General features: G+C 63.2%; 18 protein-coding genes. 5 read left to right on the top strand and 13 right to left on the bottom strand.

Annotation, left to right across the window (positions count from 1 at the left end):
• Positions 1 to 214: 214 nt before the first annotated feature.
• On the bottom strand, positions 215 to 1,618 hold the full coding sequence (locus KFO72_RS04390) for a PLP-dependent aminotransferase family protein (RefSeq protein ID WP_225031481.1): 1,404 nt from the start codon (positions 1,616 to 1,618) through the stop codon (positions 215 to 217).
• 308 nt (positions 1,619 to 1,926) lie between these two features.
• Between KFO72_RS04390 and cyoA the strand changes: the two genes are divergently transcribed.
• The 4 genes from cyoA to cyoD are packed head-to-tail and all read left to right on the top strand — an operon-like array spanning position 1,927 to position 5,793.
• Entirely contained in the window at positions 1,927 to 2,787 is an 861-nt protein-coding gene (gene cyoA, locus KFO72_RS04395; protein WP_060610446.1) for a ubiquinol oxidase subunit II, read from the top strand.
• A 5-nt stretch (positions 2,788 to 2,792) separates the two neighbouring features.
• Positions 2,793 to 4,793, top strand: coding sequence for a cytochrome o ubiquinol oxidase subunit I (gene cyoB / locus KFO72_RS04400; RefSeq protein ID WP_225031482.1), 2,001 nt, complete (start codon positions 2,793 to 2,795; stop codon positions 4,791 to 4,793).
• 2 nt (positions 4,794 to 4,795) lie between these two features.
• The gene (gene cyoC, locus KFO72_RS04405) at positions 4,796 to 5,413 is read left to right on the top strand and encodes a cytochrome o ubiquinol oxidase subunit III (RefSeq protein WP_176053651.1); all 618 of its coding nucleotides are present in this window, start codon (positions 4,796 to 4,798) and stop codon (positions 5,411 to 5,413) included.
• Complete coding sequence (gene cyoD / locus KFO72_RS04410; protein WP_054932309.1) at positions 5,410 to 5,793, top strand: cytochrome o ubiquinol oxidase subunit IV; 384 nt, start codon at positions 5,410 to 5,412, stop codon at positions 5,791 to 5,793. Before cyoC ends, cyoD begins: the two co-directional genes overlap by 4 nt.
• Positions 5,794 to 5,841: 48 nt before the next feature.
• On the opposite strand, the gene KFO72_RS04415 is transcribed toward cyoD, so the two are convergent.
• The 11 genes from KFO72_RS04415 to KFO72_RS04465 all read right to left on the bottom strand — a co-directional run bounded on the left by KFO72_RS04415 (position 5,842) and on the right by KFO72_RS04465 (position 15,612).
• A complete protein-coding gene (locus KFO72_RS04415; protein WP_224099372.1) occupies positions 5,842 to 7,359 on the bottom strand; it encodes a CoA transferase in 1,518 nt (505 codons plus the stop codon).
• A 56-nt stretch (positions 7,360 to 7,415) separates the two neighbouring features.
• The gene (locus tag KFO72_RS04420) at positions 7,416 to 8,312 is read right to left on the bottom strand and encodes a hypothetical protein (protein ID WP_225031483.1); all 897 of its coding nucleotides are present in this window, start codon (positions 8,310 to 8,312) and stop codon (positions 7,416 to 7,418) included.
• Positions 8,313 to 8,321: 9 nt separating this feature from the next.
• Complete coding sequence (locus KFO72_RS04425) at positions 8,322 to 9,284, bottom strand: 3-hydroxyacyl-CoA dehydrogenase NAD-binding domain-containing protein (protein ID WP_225031484.1); 963 nt, start codon at positions 9,282 to 9,284, stop codon at positions 8,322 to 8,324.
• A 479-nt stretch (positions 9,285 to 9,763) separates the two neighbouring features.
• The gene (locus KFO72_RS04430; RefSeq protein WP_225031485.1) at positions 9,764 to 10,159 is read right to left on the bottom strand and encodes a DUF934 domain-containing protein; all 396 of its coding nucleotides are present in this window, start codon (positions 10,157 to 10,159) and stop codon (positions 9,764 to 9,766) included.
• Positions 10,156 to 11,946 carry a nitrite/sulfite reductase gene (locus tag KFO72_RS04435; protein ID WP_225031486.1) on the bottom strand — a complete coding sequence of 597 codons (1,791 nt, stop codon included), beginning with the start codon at positions 11,944 to 11,946 and terminating at the stop codon, positions 10,156 to 10,158. The genes KFO72_RS04430 and KFO72_RS04435 overlap by 4 nt, the downstream gene beginning before the upstream one ends.
• 237 nt (positions 11,947 to 12,183) lie before the next feature.
• On the bottom strand, positions 12,184 to 12,645 hold the full coding sequence (locus tag KFO72_RS04440) for an MEKHLA domain-containing protein (protein WP_062918129.1): 462 nt from the start codon (positions 12,643 to 12,645) through the stop codon (positions 12,184 to 12,186).
• A 64-nt stretch (positions 12,646 to 12,709) separates the two neighbouring features.
• The gene (locus tag KFO72_RS04445; protein WP_054932302.1) at positions 12,710 to 13,165 is read right to left on the bottom strand and encodes a CesT family type III secretion system chaperone; all 456 of its coding nucleotides are present in this window, start codon (positions 13,163 to 13,165) and stop codon (positions 12,710 to 12,712) included.
• A gap of 83 nt (positions 13,166 to 13,248) precedes the next feature.
• On the bottom strand, positions 13,249 to 13,470 hold the full coding sequence (locus tag KFO72_RS04450; protein WP_007579464.1) for a hypothetical protein: 222 nt from the start codon (positions 13,468 to 13,470) through the stop codon (positions 13,249 to 13,251).
• Positions 13,471 to 13,548: 78 nt separating this feature from the next.
• On the bottom strand, positions 13,549 to 13,791 hold the full coding sequence (locus KFO72_RS04455; RefSeq protein ID WP_054932300.1) for a hypothetical protein: 243 nt from the start codon (positions 13,789 to 13,791) through the stop codon (positions 13,549 to 13,551).
• 2 nt (positions 13,792 to 13,793) lie between these two features.
• A complete protein-coding gene (locus tag KFO72_RS04460; RefSeq protein ID WP_225031487.1) occupies positions 13,794 to 15,029 on the bottom strand; it encodes a type III secretion protein in 1,236 nt (411 codons plus the stop codon).
• A gap of 136 nt (positions 15,030 to 15,165) precedes the next feature.
• Positions 15,166 to 15,612: a hypothetical protein gene (locus KFO72_RS04465; protein WP_225031488.1), complete on the bottom strand. Its 447-nt coding sequence runs from the start codon at positions 15,610 to 15,612 to the stop codon at positions 15,166 to 15,168.
• Between KFO72_RS04465 and KFO72_RS04470 the strand changes: the two genes are divergently transcribed.
• Positions 15,611 to 16,114, top strand: a complete 504-nt coding sequence (locus tag KFO72_RS04470) for a hypothetical protein (protein ID WP_225031489.1) — start codon at positions 15,611 to 15,613, stop codon at positions 16,112 to 16,114. The two genes, KFO72_RS04465 and KFO72_RS04470, sit on opposite strands and share 2 nt — an antisense overlap.
• Positions 16,115 to 16,146: 32 nt before the next feature.
• Here KFO72_RS04470 and sctS read toward each other — a convergent pair whose 3' ends face one another.
• Entirely contained in the window at positions 16,147 to 16,410 is a 264-nt protein-coding gene (gene sctS / locus KFO72_RS04475) for a type III secretion system export apparatus subunit SctS (RefSeq protein WP_035994205.1), read from the bottom strand.
• Positions 16,411 to 16,435 lie beyond the last annotated feature (25 nt).

Below are 16,435 nucleotides of genomic sequence, written 5' to 3' on the forward strand. Positions count from 1 at the left end.
TGTGGGCGCCGGGGTCCAGTACTTGCCACGCTCGATACATCGTTGCTGCAAGCTCTGCGGGTTGAAGGCCGAAGCCCCGGGCACTCGCGCAGTGATCCCAACGCGCTTCGTTAAAAGGAGGAAGGAAATGCTCGAAGCGCGTTGAGCGGATTATTCGCGGGTAGCCGTGTTTCGTACAGCAGCAGTTGGCGATGATTTCAGCGCAGCAGATTCATTAGATCAGCAAGCGGTCATCGGCAGAAGGCTTGCGTTCGACGAGCGCTGCGAGCTTGCGCAATGCCGACGTCAATTCCGTGCGACGCGCGCAGCCGCCAAGTGAAATACGGATGGCGTTCCGCGCGTCGCCCGTCTGACAGAACGCGGAAGACGGCGCGACCACGAGACCTTCGGTGCTCGCCGCCGCCGCAAGGCTTTGCGCGGCCCAGTGGGCGGGCAAGGGTTGCCATACATGAATCGCGCCGCTGGACGCGGGCATGCTCACCGTCGACAGTATCTGGTTTGCGGCCAGCAGGCGTTCTGCCGATTCTTTCAGTATCCCCGCGAGCACATCCGCTGCCGTGCCGTCGAGTATCCATTGCGTGACGAGCGAGGTGGTGAGGGGCGGCGACATCAGCGACAGCGAGCGCAGCGCCTTCAGAAACGCTTCCTGCCCGGCGGCGGCAGGCAGCACGACAAACGCCGCGCGCAAGCCCGGCGAGATGCATTTGGACAAGGTGGACAGGTAATACACCTGCTGCGGCGCGAGACTCGCGAGCGGCGCAGGCGGATGGTCGGCAAACAGCCAATAGGGATCGTCTTCGACGACAGGCACGTCGCGGCGCGCCGCCACGGCCAGAATCTCCTTGCGGCGACGCTCGGGCATCGTCTGCGCGGTCGGGTTGCGGATGGTCGGGTTCAGATAGATCAGTCCGCCTTGTGTGCGCGAGCAAGCGGCATCGAGCGCGTCGGGCCGCATGCCGTGCTCGTCGGACGCGATCGTGTCGAGCGTGCGGCCGAGTTGCCGCGCGATGAGCGGCAGGCCGGGATAAATCAGCTGCTCGGCGAAGACGGGCGCGTTCTGCTTCGTGAGCGCCAGTATCAGCGCAGCGAGCGCCGAATGCGCACCCGGCGTCACGACGACGCGCGAGGGGTCCACGCGCCCGAGTATCGGCTTGAGCCATGCCGCGCCTGCCTGGCGGTCGGTATCGCTGCCGCCGCCCAACTGATAGGTCATCAGCAGATCGACGTCGCTGCGCACCAGCACCTGCGACAGTCCGCGCCTGAGCAATACGGCGAGGTCGAGGTCGGCGGGCGGCGGCGGAATGTTCATGCTCAGATCGACTTGCTGCATGAACGTCGCGACAGGCGGCGCGATGAACGTGCCCAGCGGACCACGCGATTCGATCAGGTTGCGCCGGTGCGCCTCGGCAAAGCCGCGCGTCACGGTGGTCAGATCGACACCGATCATCTCCGCGAGCTTGCGTTGCGGCGGCAAGCGGTCGCCCGGATTCAGCTTGCCGTTCGCGACGGCGCGCTCGATCAGATCGACGATCTGCAGATAGCGCGCCTTGCCGTTGTCCGCAAAGTTCGTGATCCAGTCCGGGCGCCGCACGGCGCGTTTTTTCGAGGATGAAGTCATGTGTGGCAACTTGTCGCGCATGTATGGCATATGTCTTACTCTAGCATGCGCCGCCATAGTCTATGTATGTATCCGCCGCAAGGCCATAGCCATAGCGGAAGCTCGCGCGTGTACGACGGTTTGGGGGATAGATGCATGGGGCTATGTAACCCGGCAACCAACCTGAAAGCATGCGCAACCCACCTACACACGGGGGTTCTCCCCAAGCAGCGGGACCACGACCCCGCTCCCATCCCATTCGCAGACAACTCGCACGCGCAGGCCGCGTCGCCGCAACGGGCGCGCTGAGCCTGCTCGGCGGCTGCAGCATGGTGCTTTTCAATCCAAAAGGCGACATCGGCGAGCAGGAGAAAAACCTGATCCTGATCGCGCTCGGGCTGATGCTGCTGGTCGTGATTCCCGTGATCGCGCTCACGCTGTACTTCGCATGGCGCTACCGGGCATCGAACACGAAGGCGAAGTACGCGCCGACGTGGGCACATTCGACCGCCATCGAAGTCGTCGTGTGGACCATTCCGTGCATTATCGTTGCGACGCTTGCGGTGCTGATCTGGAAGACAACGCATAGCCTCGATCCATACAAGCCGATCGAATCGGACGTGAAGCCCGTTCGCGTCGAAGTGGTCGCGCTGAACTGGAAGTGGCTGTTCATCTACCCGGATTACGGCGTGGCCTCCGTCAACCAGCTTGCGCTGCCGGTGAATACGCCCGTCGATTTCCGGCTGACGGCGGAGTCGCTGATGAATTCATTCTTCATCCCGCAACTGGGCAGCCAGGTCTACGCGATGTCCGGCATGCAGACACAGCTGCATCTGATCGCGAACAGCGCGGGCACGTACGCGGGCCGATCGTCGGCGTTCAGCGGGCCGGGCTTCTCGGACATGAACTTCGATACGGTCGTCACGAGCCGCGGCGACTTCGATGCATGGGTCGCGCGCGCAAAGGCGTCGCCGCAAACGCTCGACGTGACGGCCTACGACAGCTTGCAGCAACCGAGCAGAAAGAACCCCGTGACGCTGTACAGCAACGTGGCGCCGGGACTGTTCGACGGCATCGTCTATCAGTACATGCGTGACGCGGCCGGCCGCCCGATCTGTACGACGGCCAACGCTGACATGTATGTCAAGCCGGCCCGCTTGCCTTCACACGCAGCTTTGGTATCGGAGTAGTGGATATGTTTGGAAAACTTACGCTCGATGCGATTCCGTATCACGAGCCCATCATCATGGGCACGCTCGGCGTCGTCATACTGGGTGGCCTCGCGTTGCTCGGCGCGATCACGTATATCGGCAAGTGGTCGTATCTGTGGAAAGAATGGATTACCTCCGTCGATCACAAGCGGATCGGCGTGATGTACATCATTCTCGCGCTCGTCATGCTGCTGCGCGGTTTTGCCGACGCGATCATGATGCGCGCGCAGCAGGCCGTCGCCTTCGGTGACGCGGCGGGCTATCTGCCGCCGCATCACTACGACCAGATCTTCACCGCGCACGGCGTGATCATGATCTTTTTCGTGGCGACGCCGCTGATTCTCGGCCTGATGAACGTCGTCGTGCCGTTGCAGATCGGCGCGCGCGACGTCGCGTATCCGTTCGTCAATTCGCTGGGCTTCTGGCTGTCGGCTGTCGGCGCGGTGCTGGTGATGATCTCGATGTTCGTCGGCGACTTCGCGGCGACGGGCTGGGTCGCTTACCCGCCGTTGTCCGAGCTGGGCTACAGTCCAACCACGGGCGTCGACTATTACATATGGTCGCTGCAGGTGTCCGGATTAGGCACGACGCTGAGCGGCATCAACTTCATCGTGACGATTCTGCGCATGCGCGCGCCGGGTCTGAACCTGATGAAGATGCCCGTGTTCTGCTGGACGGCGCTGATCACGAACATCCTGATCGTCGCGGTGTTCCCCGTGCTGACGGGCACGCTCGCGCTGCTGACGATGGACCGCTACCTCGAGATGCATTTCTTCACGAACGAGCTGGGCGGCAACGCGATGATGTACATCAACCTGATCTGGGTGTGGGGCCACCCCGAGGTGTACATCCTGATTCTGCCCGCGTTCGGCGCATTCTCCGAAATCATCGCCACGTTCTCCGGCAAGCCGCTGTTCGGCTACAAGTCGATGGTGTATGCGACGGCGTCGATTGGCGTGCTGTCGTTCTTCGTGTGGCTGCATCACTTCTTCACGATGGGTTCGGGCGCCAACGTCAACGCGTTTTTCGGCATCATGACGTCGATCATTTCGGTGCCGACGGGCGTGAAGCTGTTCAACTGGCTCTTCACGATGTATCGCGGCCGCATCCGCTACCACACGTCCACGCTCTGGACGATCGGCTTCATGGTGACGTTCGCCGTCGGCGGCATGACGGGCGTGCTGCTCGCCGTGCCGGGCGCGGACTTCGTGCTGCACAACAGCCTGTTTCTCGTCGCACACTTTCACAACGTGATTATCGGCGGCGTGGTGTTCGGCTGTCTGGCGGGCATCAGCTACTGGTTCCCGAAAGTGTTCGGCTTCACGCTCGACGAGTTCTGGGGCAAGGTCGCGTTCTGGTGCTGGCTGGTCGGGTACTGGCTCGCGTTCACGCCGCTGTATATCCTCGGCTTCCAGGGCATGACGCGCCGGATGAATCACTACTCGGTGGCCGAGTGGCATCCGTGGCTGATCGTTGCGCTGGTGGGTGCCGTGATCGTCGGCATGGGCATACTCGCGTTGCTGATCCAGTTCGCGGTGAGCATTCGCAAGCGCGAGCAGTATCGCGATCTGACGGGCGATCCGTGGGATGCGCGCAGCCTCGAATGGTCGACGGCTTCGCCTGCGCCGTTCTACAACTTCGCGCATGTTCCCGTCATCACGTCGCTCGAGCAGCATTGGGACGACAAGCAGTCCGGGCGCACGCGTGCAAGGCCCGCGAAGTACGAAGACATTCATATGCCGCGCAACACGGCGGCGGGCTTCATCATCTCCGCGTTCAGCCTGCTGTTCGGCTTCGCGATGGTGTGGCACATGTGGGTGTTCGCGATCGTCGGGCTGATCGGCATGATCGCGACGTTTATCGCGCGCTCTTACGATCAGGATGTCGACTATTACGTGCCTGCTGCCGAAGTGGAGCGGATCGAGAACGCGCGCTACAGGACGATCGAAGGCGCGCGTGACGAAGAAATTGCGGAGATGGCCTGACCATGACAAGCGTATCGACCTACCAGGCCAGCGAGCATCACGACGCGCACGGCCACGACCACGACAGCGGAACCCGCACCACGCTCGGGTTCTGGATTTACCTGATGAGCGACTGCCTGATCTTCGCGACGCTGTTCGCGACCTTCGGCGTGCTTGCCAATGCAACGGCGGGCGGGCCGACGGGCAAGCAGTTATTCGAGCTGCCGTATGTGCTGGGCGAAACGTTGCTGCTGCTCGCCAGCAGCTTCACGTTCGGCATGGGCATGCTGAGCGTGCATGCGAACCAGCGCGGCAAGGTGATCGGCTGGCTGGCCGCGACGTTCGTGCTGGGCGCGGCCTTCATCGGCATGGAAATCTACGAGTTCGCCCACCTGATCCATGACGGCGCGGGCCCCTCGACCAGCGCGTTCCTGTCGGGCTATTTCACGCTCGTCGGCACGCACGGCTTGCACGTGACGACGGGGCTGCTGTGGATCGTCGTGATGATGCATCAGATCAGCCGCTTCGGCCTGACGCCCGTGACCCAGCGGCGCATAGCGTGCCTGAGTCTTTTCTGGCACTTCCTCGATCTCGTCTGGATCTGTGTGTTCAGTCTTGTCTATCTGCGTGAATTTCTATGAGCAAAACTTCTGGAGCGAATCTGACGCATGATCACGTTCATGATGCGTCGCACGGCAGCGTGAAGAGCTACGTGGTGGGCATGCTGCTGTCGCTGGTGTTGACGTTCGCGTCGTTCGGCGTGGTGATGACGCATGTCGTGCCGCGCTCGATGGGCCTGACAGCTGTGGTCGTGCTGTGCGTCGTGCAACTCGTGGTGCAACTGCGGTACTTCCTGCATCTGGGCTCGTCTGCGGATCAGCGTTCGAATACGGGGATTTTCGTCTGCACGGCACTGCTGATCGCGATCATCGTCGCGGGTTCGCTGTGGGTCATCCACAACGCGAATGTGAATATGATGCCGACGCAGATTTCGATCGAGCGCGCGTTGGCGCGCGATTGACAGGTGGTTTGCGCCCGGTGTTATCGGGCGCATTCTCCCTGCTTCAACTTATCGCGGCAGCCACTCCGGCGCGCAGGCGCCAAGCGGCAACAGCGGATATCGGTAGTGCCCAGGCGTGCGCGACATGGTCACCTGCTCCGCGACGCCCTTGTAAAACCCCATGGGCGTCTCTGCCAGCAGCGGATCGGGATCGACGTAGGCGTGTTCGTCATTCGATCCCGCCATTGTCCGCGCGAATTTCTGATCGAAGATGCCCATCGACATGAGCCACGCGACGGCCCGCGAAAGCGACACCGATACCGTGTAGCTGCCGCCTTCCACGGCGCGGCGCTTCAACGCCTGGAGCACGCCGGCCGTGCCGAGCCACGCGACCACATAGTCGCTGATGATGGAAATCTGCGGTGTGGTGTGAGGCGTGGACGTCGGCGTGTCCGTGCCGCCGAGGCTTTCCAGCCAGTACGGCCCGGCATATGCCCCCGTCGATACATCGAACCCGACGCGCTCCGACCATGCGCCCTCGCGGCCGGTGAAATACACGGTCGCGCTGATCAACCCGGGATGTTGCTTGCACAACGCGTCCGGCGACAGGCCGTAGCGATCGAGAAAGCCCGAGCGGCGATTCGAGAAGAAGATGTCGGCACCTTCCAGCAACCGGTCGAAGGTCTGGCGGGCCGTTGCATCGTCGAGATCGAGCCGCGACGAGCGCAAGCCGACGTTCGACGTATAGTGGAACAGGCTGTGTTCATAGTCCGACTTGCGCCAGATGTTCAGCACGTCCGCGCCGTGCAGCGCCAGCGCGCGGCCGAGGCCCGCACCGGCGATGACATGTCCGAGACCGAGCGCGCGAATGCCGCCGAGCACGTCGCCGCCTTGCTGGAACGGAATGGGATCGCTGTCGGCCACCTTCTCGATGGAGATCAGCGGCTGGCGCTTGAGCACGCTCTGGAACACGTCTAGATCGAGAAATTCCTGCGGCGAGCGCACCATGTAGAGCGGAATGCCGGCCTTGCCGCCGGCTTCTTCCAGTTCCGCCGCATTCCACTGCGCGACCGCCTTCGCCACCGAATCATGACCGGGCGGGCACTGCAGCAGTTGCAGCGCGGTATTGCGCATCTTTGGATAGTTGCAGATAAAGAAGACCCAACGTCCATCCTTGCATTGATGGAAATTGGCGGTGACGCCCGTATTTTCGTCCGAGCCCATGTTGCCGGGCAGCCCGTTCACGAGTTCGAGCGTGCCTTCGTGAAAGGTGGCGAAGCGGCGCAGCGCCTTACGCACGTCGACGTGAATGTTCTGACTTTGCCCTGTTTTCATGCGCCAGATCGATGCGATCTGCGCGGCTTTCACGGCAAGCCCGATGGCGGAGAAGGTGCCGAAGCGTAATACGCTCGGAATGATCGGGTCCTTGCCGTAAAAGCTGAGTTCGCCGCCGAACTCGTTCAAGGACGCGCCGATCGAGTTCAGGACCGCTTCCGTTTCGCCGAGAATGTCGAACTCGTCGCTGACGGTGCGGTTGGCGAGGTGCTCGCGGATTTTTGCCTCAAGCTGATAGTTGTCTGCTTGCATAGCGATTGAATGGTGGAGGCGAAGGTTGCGTCGCGGGTCGTGGTCAATAAGCGCGATCAATAAAGCGCGATGCCCGTGATCCGGCCGTGCGTGAGCAGGGTTTTCTTGTCGCCCGTGCGGAGATCCACCGCGACGATGTTGCCGTCGAGATCGGCCACGAAGGCGCGGTGATTCGGTACGTCGAGCGCAAGGCCGATGGCTTCGGCGAAACCGGTGCAGATCACCTCGTAGTTCACGAGGCCCGTTGCCGTGAGCTTCGCGCGGTTCAGTGAATTGCCGTCGGGTGCGGCGCCGCGATCGGTCCAGTAGAGCGTGTCGGCGGCCGCATCGATTTCGAGGTCGATCGGCTCGGGCAGGTCGTCGAGCAGCAGTTCGATATCGGTGCGCGTGGCGGCCGTCTCGCCTGCGCCCATCTGCAGCGGTGCGCGGAAGATGCGGCCCTTGCCGCCTTTCGCGGGGCCTTTCTGCGTCCACAGGAAGGCATCGCGCTTGTGATCGACGGCGATGCCGACGCACTGGTTCAGCACCTCGTCCTTGCCGCCCGCCTGTACCGAGCGGTCGACGAGTTGCGTCAGCGCGCCGCCATCCGTGCCGCTGCGCCAGATCGCGGCCCCTTCGCGGTCGCACCAGTACAGTTGCGCAGCCGTGCGGTCGAGATACAGTTGCTTGGGCGTTCTGATCGCGCCATTGCCGACCAGCAGGCGCCGTTCGCTGCCGTCCATGCGTGCGACTTCGACCGTGCCGTCGTCCTCGTGAAAATCGGCGCCCATGTTGGTCCAGTACACGAGGCCCTGCGCCGTGTCGACCTGAATGCCGTCGGGCGTGCCGCCCAGATCGGCGAGCAGCACGCGGGCGTGGTTTCCTTCGCAGTCGAGCGAGATGATCGATGGCGGGCTGATGCACAACGCGACCAGCGTTTGCATGGCGGATGTCTCTGCGTTCATGAGTTGCATGGCGTGGCGTTATTGGGCAGCTTTGCGCGCGCTATTGATGATGGTGATTTCCCGTTCGTCGCGTGCTTCGGCCAGTTGTGCAATCGTGCGGTCGCCATAGCCGCTTTCGATTTGCTCGACGAGCAGTTTCTTCGTGGCTTCGTCGAAATGCACGGTCGATGCAAGCTGTTCGCGCCAGCGCGTTTCCATGCCGGGCGCGAGATGGTCGACGAAATGCGAAAAGCCGCCATCGCCGCCGCCCAGATGAAACGACAGGAAGGGTCCGTTGGTGGCCCAGCGGATGCCGAGCGACTGGGTCACGACGCTGTCGAGGTCGGCGGCCGTGATCACGCCTTGGTTCACCAGATAGACGCATTCGCGGAAAATCGCCGATTGCAGGCGATTTGCGACGAATCCGTCGATTTCCTTGCGAATTTCCAGCGGACACTTGCCGAGCGCGCGATAGAAGTCGAGCGAAGCGTCGATCAGTGCGCGGGCTGTCTGCGGATTCGGCACCACCTCGACGAGCGGCAGCAGATGCGGCGGATTGAACGGATGCCCGATGATGAGACGGCCGGGCGATTGCATCTGGCTGGCTTGAATCGAAGCGGGAATGCCCGAACTGGACGAAAAGAACAGGCAATGCGCAGGCGCGGACCGTTCGATGGTTGCCCAGAGAGCGGTCTTGAAGTCGGCGCGTTCCGGGCCGTTCTCCTGAACGAAATCCGCGTCGGCAACGGCGTTGGCAAGATCGGACTCGAACGAGAGTTGCTGAAGTGCGGCGCTCATGTCGTAGCCGAGCGCCTGCAGAGCCGGCATGGCCTGTGCCACGTAATCGCACACCTTCGATTCGATGCCAGGCTGCGGATCGTTGATGACCACGCGCATGCCGTTCGCGAGAAAGAGCGCGGCCCACGACGCGCCGATGACGCCGCCGCCAATCACTACGACCTTTTTCTGATCGAGAGGATGTTTGACTTTCGAGGTATTCATGATTGTTTTTTTCGTGTGGAAAAGTAGTGATCTGAAGCGCGACGAAATTAATCTGGAAAAATGAAAAATAAACTTGAATAATTTATATTTCGTATCGCTAACCGATTGAATTTCAGATTAGCATTTAAATGGAAAGATCATTTCAGTTGGAAACAATTTTCTCCAAAATTGCACAAACCGTACGGACCCACGACTGGACGGGACAGTCGCTGACGGTCTGCGCCAGGTGCCTGGAATGGAGGTTCAACTATTCAGGAAGGGGTGTGCAATGTCCGATGGATACGTCAACGCGATAGCGCGGCGTGCCAACAGTCGGACAATCGTGCGATACCCGCCTTGACGGTGCGGTGTCGGGTCCCGAAGGGACGCCGGTGCGGCCGGGCGACGCCCAGGCGCATGAGAAAGTGCCACGATTCGGCGCCGTAACGCGCCGACGGAACAGCGGGGTCAGCCTGCCGGACCCGCGCTGATCTCTTGATTCACCTGCTGTTCTGTCTGAATGGCGCATCGCGCGCCACATCACCCTGATAGAAAGCGGCGAACCGGTCGAGTTGCCGCCGCGCATCGGCGGGATCGACACCGTCTGCCAGCACGGCGCTCGAAAACCCCGTGCGTTCCATCTGGATCAATTGGTCCGCGAGCACGTCGCCCGTTGCGCGCAGATCTCCGCTGAAGCCGAGCCGGCGACGGATCAGATACGCCTGGCTGAACGCGCGGCCATCGGTGAAACTCGGAAAATGCAGCTCGATACGGTCCGCTTGAGCGATCGCCTCGCTATGGGCAAACGGATCGGCGTCGTTATCGAGCGCGACGACATGGGTGACGGTATCGGCGAGATGGTCGGCCGCAGCAAGAATACGGATACGCGGTGTCATGCGGAAACCTCCATCGGCGTGCGGGCGGCATTGGCGGCCGTCTTGAACGGATCGAGCCCGATACGCCGCACCGTTTCGATGAAGCTCTCGCGGCGCGGCCCCGACTCCGATCTCTGTTCGACATACGCCCGCAGCACGGCTTCGATCACATCGGGCACTTCGTGCGCGGAGAACGACGGACCGATCACCTTGCCCGGTTGCGCAGGGCCGCTTGCATGCGATCCATCGGAGCCGCCAAGCGTGACCTGATACCACTCGGCACCGTCCTTGTCGACGCCGAGAATGCCGATATGTCCGCTGTGATGATGCCCGCAGGAATTGATGCAGCCGCTGATGTGCAGATCGACTTCGCCGATATCTTCCAGCTCGTCCATGTCCTGATAGCGTTCGGTGATGGCCTCGGCGACAGGCAGCGAGCACGCATTCGCCAGCGCGCAGAAGTCGCCGCCGGGACAGGCGATCATATCCGTCAGCAGATGCACATTGGCGCTCGCGAGTCCCACGCTGCGCGCCGCTTCCCACAACGCGAGCAGATCGTTTTCGTGTACCCAGGGCAGCACGATGTTCTGCGTGTGCGTGACACGCGCTTCGCCGGCCGAGAAGCGGTCGACCAGATCGGCGACCTGATCGAGCTGATCGGCGGATGCGTCGCCGGGTGCCTGCAACAGGCGCTTGAACGACAACGTGACGATGCGCAGCGACGGATTGCGGTGTTGCGCGACGTTGCGCTCCAGCCAGCGCGAAAATTGCGGAATGCTGGCGCGCGCATCGTGAATCGCCTTGCGCGCGGCAGGGTCGGCCGGCTTGCCGGCAGTGCCCGTGGACGGTTGCACGAAATACGCGCTGACGCGTTCGAGTTCCGCGCGCGGAATGGTATGCGGTCCGCCGTCGTGATCGACGATCTGGCGAAACTCTTCTTCGACTTCGTCGATGAACTTCTGGCCTTCCGCCTTCACGAGTATCTTGATACGCGCCTTGTACTTGTTGTCGCGCCGCCCGTACTGGTTGTACACGCGGACCACGGCCTCGATGTAGTTCATGATGTGCTGCCACGGCAAGAACTCGCGCAGCACCGTGCCGATCACGGGCGTGCGTCCCATGCCGCCGCCAACCATCACGCGAAAGCCCAGTTCGCTGTTCTCGTCATAGCGCAGCCGCAGGCCGACATCGTGCCAGTCGGTCGCCGCGCGGTCGTCGCTTGCACCTGTGATCGCGATCTTGAACTTGCGCGGCAAGAACGCGAACTCGGGATGCAGCGTAGTCCACTGACGCATGATTTCGGCAAAAGGGCGCGGGTCCGCGATCTCGTCGGGCGCGACGCCCGCGCGCTCGTCGCAGGAGATATTGCGGATGCAGTTGCCGCTCGTCTGGATGCCATGCATGTCGACGGTCGCGAGCAGGTCCATCACATCCGCGGCCTTCGAGAGCGGAATCCAGTTGAACTGCACGTTGGTGCGGGTCGTGAAGTGCGCGTGATGGGTTGGCAAACGAACGGTGCCGAGCTTGCGCTGGGCATCGAGCGCCTGCCGATAGACATCCGCTTCCGGCGCGTCGTATTCACGCGCCACGCGCGCGAGCACGCGAAGCTGCGCACTCGACAGCTCGCCATACGGCACGGCGACGCGCAGCATCGGCGCGTGCCGCTGCACGTACCAGCCGTTTTGCAGGCGCAGGGGACGAAAGGCGTCTTCACTCAGCCTGCCGTCCTGCCAGCGCTCGATCTGGTCGCGAAACTGCGCGGCGCGATTGAGCAGAAAAGCTTTGTCAAACTCGTTGTACTGATACATGGCTAACCTGGTGGGCGGCGAAAGCCGGGTTTTCCAGCTTTCGCCCGGGGACGCGGAACGACGGCCGATATCATCGGCATGCTCGCTCGAATCTACTGGCGCGCGTATCCGCCGACAAGACGCAGATGACACGAAATTGACGGCAGCAGATGAGAAAACCGGGCAGCGCGCGCCATGATGCGCGGACTGCCCGGTTGGAGAGAAGAGGGAAGTTGGGGCTTGCTTGGGGGGGCGAGTCTATTCAGGCAGTGCCGTGGTATGCGGAATCATCGCCGCCTGGCCATGCAGTGTGCCGTGCTCGTCGATGAGTTGCCACACGGTCGCGCGTTCTATCCAGAAGCGGCGGCCTGTCTTCGCAATGCGCACGCCGCGATAGCCGGTGACGAAGCCTTCGCGCGTGACCTGATCGAGAAACGCCTGGCGTTCGCTGCGTTCAGGCGCTTCGGCGGAAAGGCGTGACGGCAGGGCTGTGATTTCATCCCAGTCGTAACCGAAGAGCGTCTGAACGCGGCGGTTTCCGTAGACGAACACAGGGTCTTCAGCCGTATTGTGCGCGAGCAGCCCGAAGGGCGCGTCGTGATACAGCCACGCGGCGGCATCTTCGGGGCGCTCATGCTTCGGTACGAGTTGGGTGCCCAGCAAGCGCTCGTAGCTGCCCGCGAGCAGGTTGAAGAAATTCAGGTCGGTGCGTAAATCCATTGGGTGTCCATCTCCAGGCCTTGTCGAAAGACATTCTAGCGTGATGCTGTTTTTCGCGAAGAAGTCATGCCCTGATCCACGAGAAGTTGCCCGATACGACTGCCTCGAAACGCTCGTCGCTGGCTTCGAGAATGCTCTGCTTCCAGTACGCGCCATGCTCCGAATAGTGGGCGAGGAGATCGGCGAGCATTTCGCCCGTTGGCGCATCGGCGAACGGCACGCGCACCAGCAAGACGACGTTGCCGTAGTCCGAATCGAGCCCGAGCTGCGCCTGGTCCTGCGCATACACCAGCAGATTCGCTTCGAGCATGAGCCGGTAGACGGTCGTGATGCGTCCCGCCGTCACCGCGCCGAAGTCGAAGCCCAGGTAGATCGCGTCCGGATCTTCGTCGAAGCAGTCGAGCCGCACATCGAGCCCGCCCACTTCGATCGAATGTGTCTGCAACACGTGCTCGACGTCGGGCAAGCCGACCGCCTCGCACAGCGATGCGACGAGTTCTGCGTAACGATCTTCACTCACGGTGCGAATACCCGCTCAAACAAAAGAGAATCCTGCAGGGCACACAGCGGCTGACCGCTGCGCGAGCGGCCAGCCAGCGTGCATTACGATGCCTGCGCGGCCTTCTGGATGCTCGACGCACCCGACTTCATCGCTTCGCCGAGCGCCTGCAGCAGGCTCGCATTCGATTGCGCCTGTGCGATTTCGAGCTGCTGCTGAGCGTTGCTGTTGATGGTGTTTTCCGCGCTTTGCGTCGCGCTGCTCGAATTGATGCCGTTCGTGACGGTGCTCAGTGCGGATGTTGCTGCCGTTGCAATACCGGGCATGGTGGCTCTCCTGGAAAGTTCCGGCAGACGGTATGTCCAACCGGTGGTTAAAAAAGCGAATCAATGACGTTTGACGGATCAGCCGCGCAACGCGTCCTCGCGCAACTGCCCGACGATGCGGCTCGCAGCGACGAGGCCGCGATAGATGCGGGCGCGCGCGTCGCGGTCGGCGGCCGTGCCGTCTGCCGCGTGGTTGAGCTGCTCGGCGCTCTCTTCGAGCGCCTCGCGCAGTTCTGCGACGCGCGTATCGGCGTCGGCGGCCGTCACGACGTTCTGCAACGCCATGAAGTGTTGGGCGTGGCGTTCAATGGCTTCGTACATGGTCATCTCCGTAACGTGTCGGCCGTCTGCGCGACGGACGTCTGGGGTGGGTCGAGCACATGCCGCGCGGCGGCGGGCCCGGCGAGCTGGGAGGCAAGCGGCGAGGGCGGGTCGTTTGCGGCTTTCGAAACCGACGGCGCGGCATCGCTTGCGGGTTGCGGGGTGTCGGCGGCTGCGGGCGCTGCCGCGTCGCTGGCCGCAGCGGGCGCGCTGGCGCTGGCGTCGTTGTCGAGGATGAAGATGTGCTTCACGCCGTCGGGCGTTTGCGCGTAGCGCACCGTATCCGACGACACGATCGCGATATAGCTCGCGCCCGCTGGTGCGTCTGCCTGATCGGCGCCTGTTGCGTCGATGCGGATCTCCTTCACGTTGCCCGGCAGATCGGGACGGATACGCTTGACGCCTTGCTGCAACGCGTCCATGTCGACATCCTTGCCCGCAATCGCGAACACGCCGCCGCCGTCGTAATGCACGCTGATGCCCGACACGGGCAAGCTCTCGCCGATACTGCGCCGGATCACTTCGGCAATGCCGTACTGCGCCTGCACGCGCGGCGACGTGATCGCGGCAAGCAGGCGCCGCGCCGCAAGGTTCTCGGATTCGTTCGCGACGAGGCCGCGCACGAGCACGCCGCCGTGACCATCCAGCGACGCGCGCAGTTCGTTCAGATGCGCCGCCGCGAACTCGCGGTTGACGTTTTCCATCGCGGCGACGTCGTTGGGCAGCATCGACGCCTTCGCGCGCGTCGTCATCGTCAGTGCACCGATACTCGCGATCACAGCCAGCGCTACACATGCAGCGCCGAGCGCGACGAAGGTGCGGCGCCGCGAGCGTTGCTGGCCGTGCCGGTCGTCCTCGGGCTGGCCGGGCTTGAGCAACGTCGACAGCAGCGCGAGATCGCTGGGCCATTCGACATCGTCAGGCCCGATGCAGATCACGCTCTGGTCGAACTGCATCGGCAGAAAGTCGAGCATGAAGACGGGTGCAGTGTCCTCCACGCGTTCGGCCTCCGGGCCTTGCGTGCCTGCTTCATCGCTTGCGTCGACGTGAGGCGCTTGCGCGGCGAGCCGCCGCACGGTCACGACGTCGCTGTCGCCGACCTCGACGACCGCGGATGAGCCCGTCCAGTCGGTGATGCGAATGTCGGCGTCGTCATCCGCGTCGATCCGGTAACGACCCGGGCCGAGCGGTGCGGTCGCGCCAGCATGAATACCCGTCAGGATGCGCAGTTGTTTCATGAGTTCGGTCGGTCAGGCGGAGCAGCGGGGGCAGCTGTCGCGCTGTTCCGCTTCCTTCGATGAGTCGCAGATTAATGGACGCAAGAGCCGCGATACGGGCCGTTTGCGAAGGCACTCGCGCGCACGCGAAGTGTCGTCAGCGCGCGGATTCATCGGGCCCGGACGCACCGGCTGGAAGCGTGTTGCGTGCGCGTGCGATGCCGTCGAGCGCCGCATTGGCGCCCGCCGCGCGTCCTTCACGGTTCGGCAGCATCGGGCTTCCCGCGACGAGCGCGAGCAGCGGCGCGAGGACGTTGCGAGTCTCTGTCGATGCATTCGCCCGGGCCGCCGTGCCCGTTGCCGACGCCTGCGACGCTTCACCCGCCTGCCGAGCTGCGGCGGCACGCGCCGTGGCGTCCATCAGCGACTGGCGGACCTGGGCGAGCGATGCGAGCGATGCGAGCGGCAATGCGCCTTCATGCCGCCGCAGCGCGCGCAATTGGGATAGCGCATCGTGCAACGAGCGGCCCGGCTTCAGCAAGGCGTCGCACCAGGCACCCGCCAGCGCTTCATGACGCGATGAACCGGCAAGTGTCAATGCCATGCGCGGCGAACTCGGGCACGACACGCGCTGCGTTCGTCGTACCGTCTGCGCCGTCCAGCATGAGGTCGTCATCGTGCTTGCCTTCCCGGCGTTGCTGCTGACGTTGTTGTTGCTGTTGCTGTTCGTCCTGCTGCTGCCCTCCGCCGCGCGAACCGCCATTGCCGCCGTCGCGAGACACGCGCAGTGCCGCGCTTCGCTGACGGTCGGTGGTTCTCGTGTTCTGAGCCGCTCTCGCGTTGCCGCCCGAGCGGCTCGTTGCTGGCCGGCGTGCCGCAGCAAACCGCGTCGCGGCAGCCTTGCCCTGGCGCTTCTTCAAAAGCGCTTTCGCAAGACGCCGTGCATTGGCCGAGCGCGCCTGCCCCTGCAGATGCGCGTGATGCGCATGCGCGAAGCGCACGTTGTTGCGCAGCGACGTGGCAAAGCGCGCGCGCGTCTGTTGCCGGGCCGGTTCGGTCACGCCCCGTTGCGTCTGCGCGGCTTCTTGCGCGGCGGAAGTGCCTGAGGCGCCCGTGGCCGGGCGGGAGTGAAGTGGATTCATCGCTGCACGGCCGTCAGCAGCAACTGGTTCGCAAAGCGCAGGATCGCCGACGCACCGAGGGGCGCCACGACGACGAGCGCCACCACCACGGCAATCAGCTTGATGCCGAACGACAGCGTCTGATCCTGCAGCGACGTGATCGCCTGCAGGAACGACACCAGCAGGCCGACGCCGGCCGCGACCACGACGACGGGCAGCGACACGTACAGGCACAGCAGCAAGCCTTGCGTCGCGAGGCCGACGAGCGTATCGAGAGTCATGGCAAATCCGTAGTTGAAAGACGCG

Origin of the sequence: Paraburkholderia sp. XV, from assembly GCF_020177535.1 — a bacterium.
Taxonomy (GTDB): Bacteria; Pseudomonadota; Gammaproteobacteria; order Burkholderiales; family Burkholderiaceae; genus Paraburkholderia; species Paraburkholderia caribensis.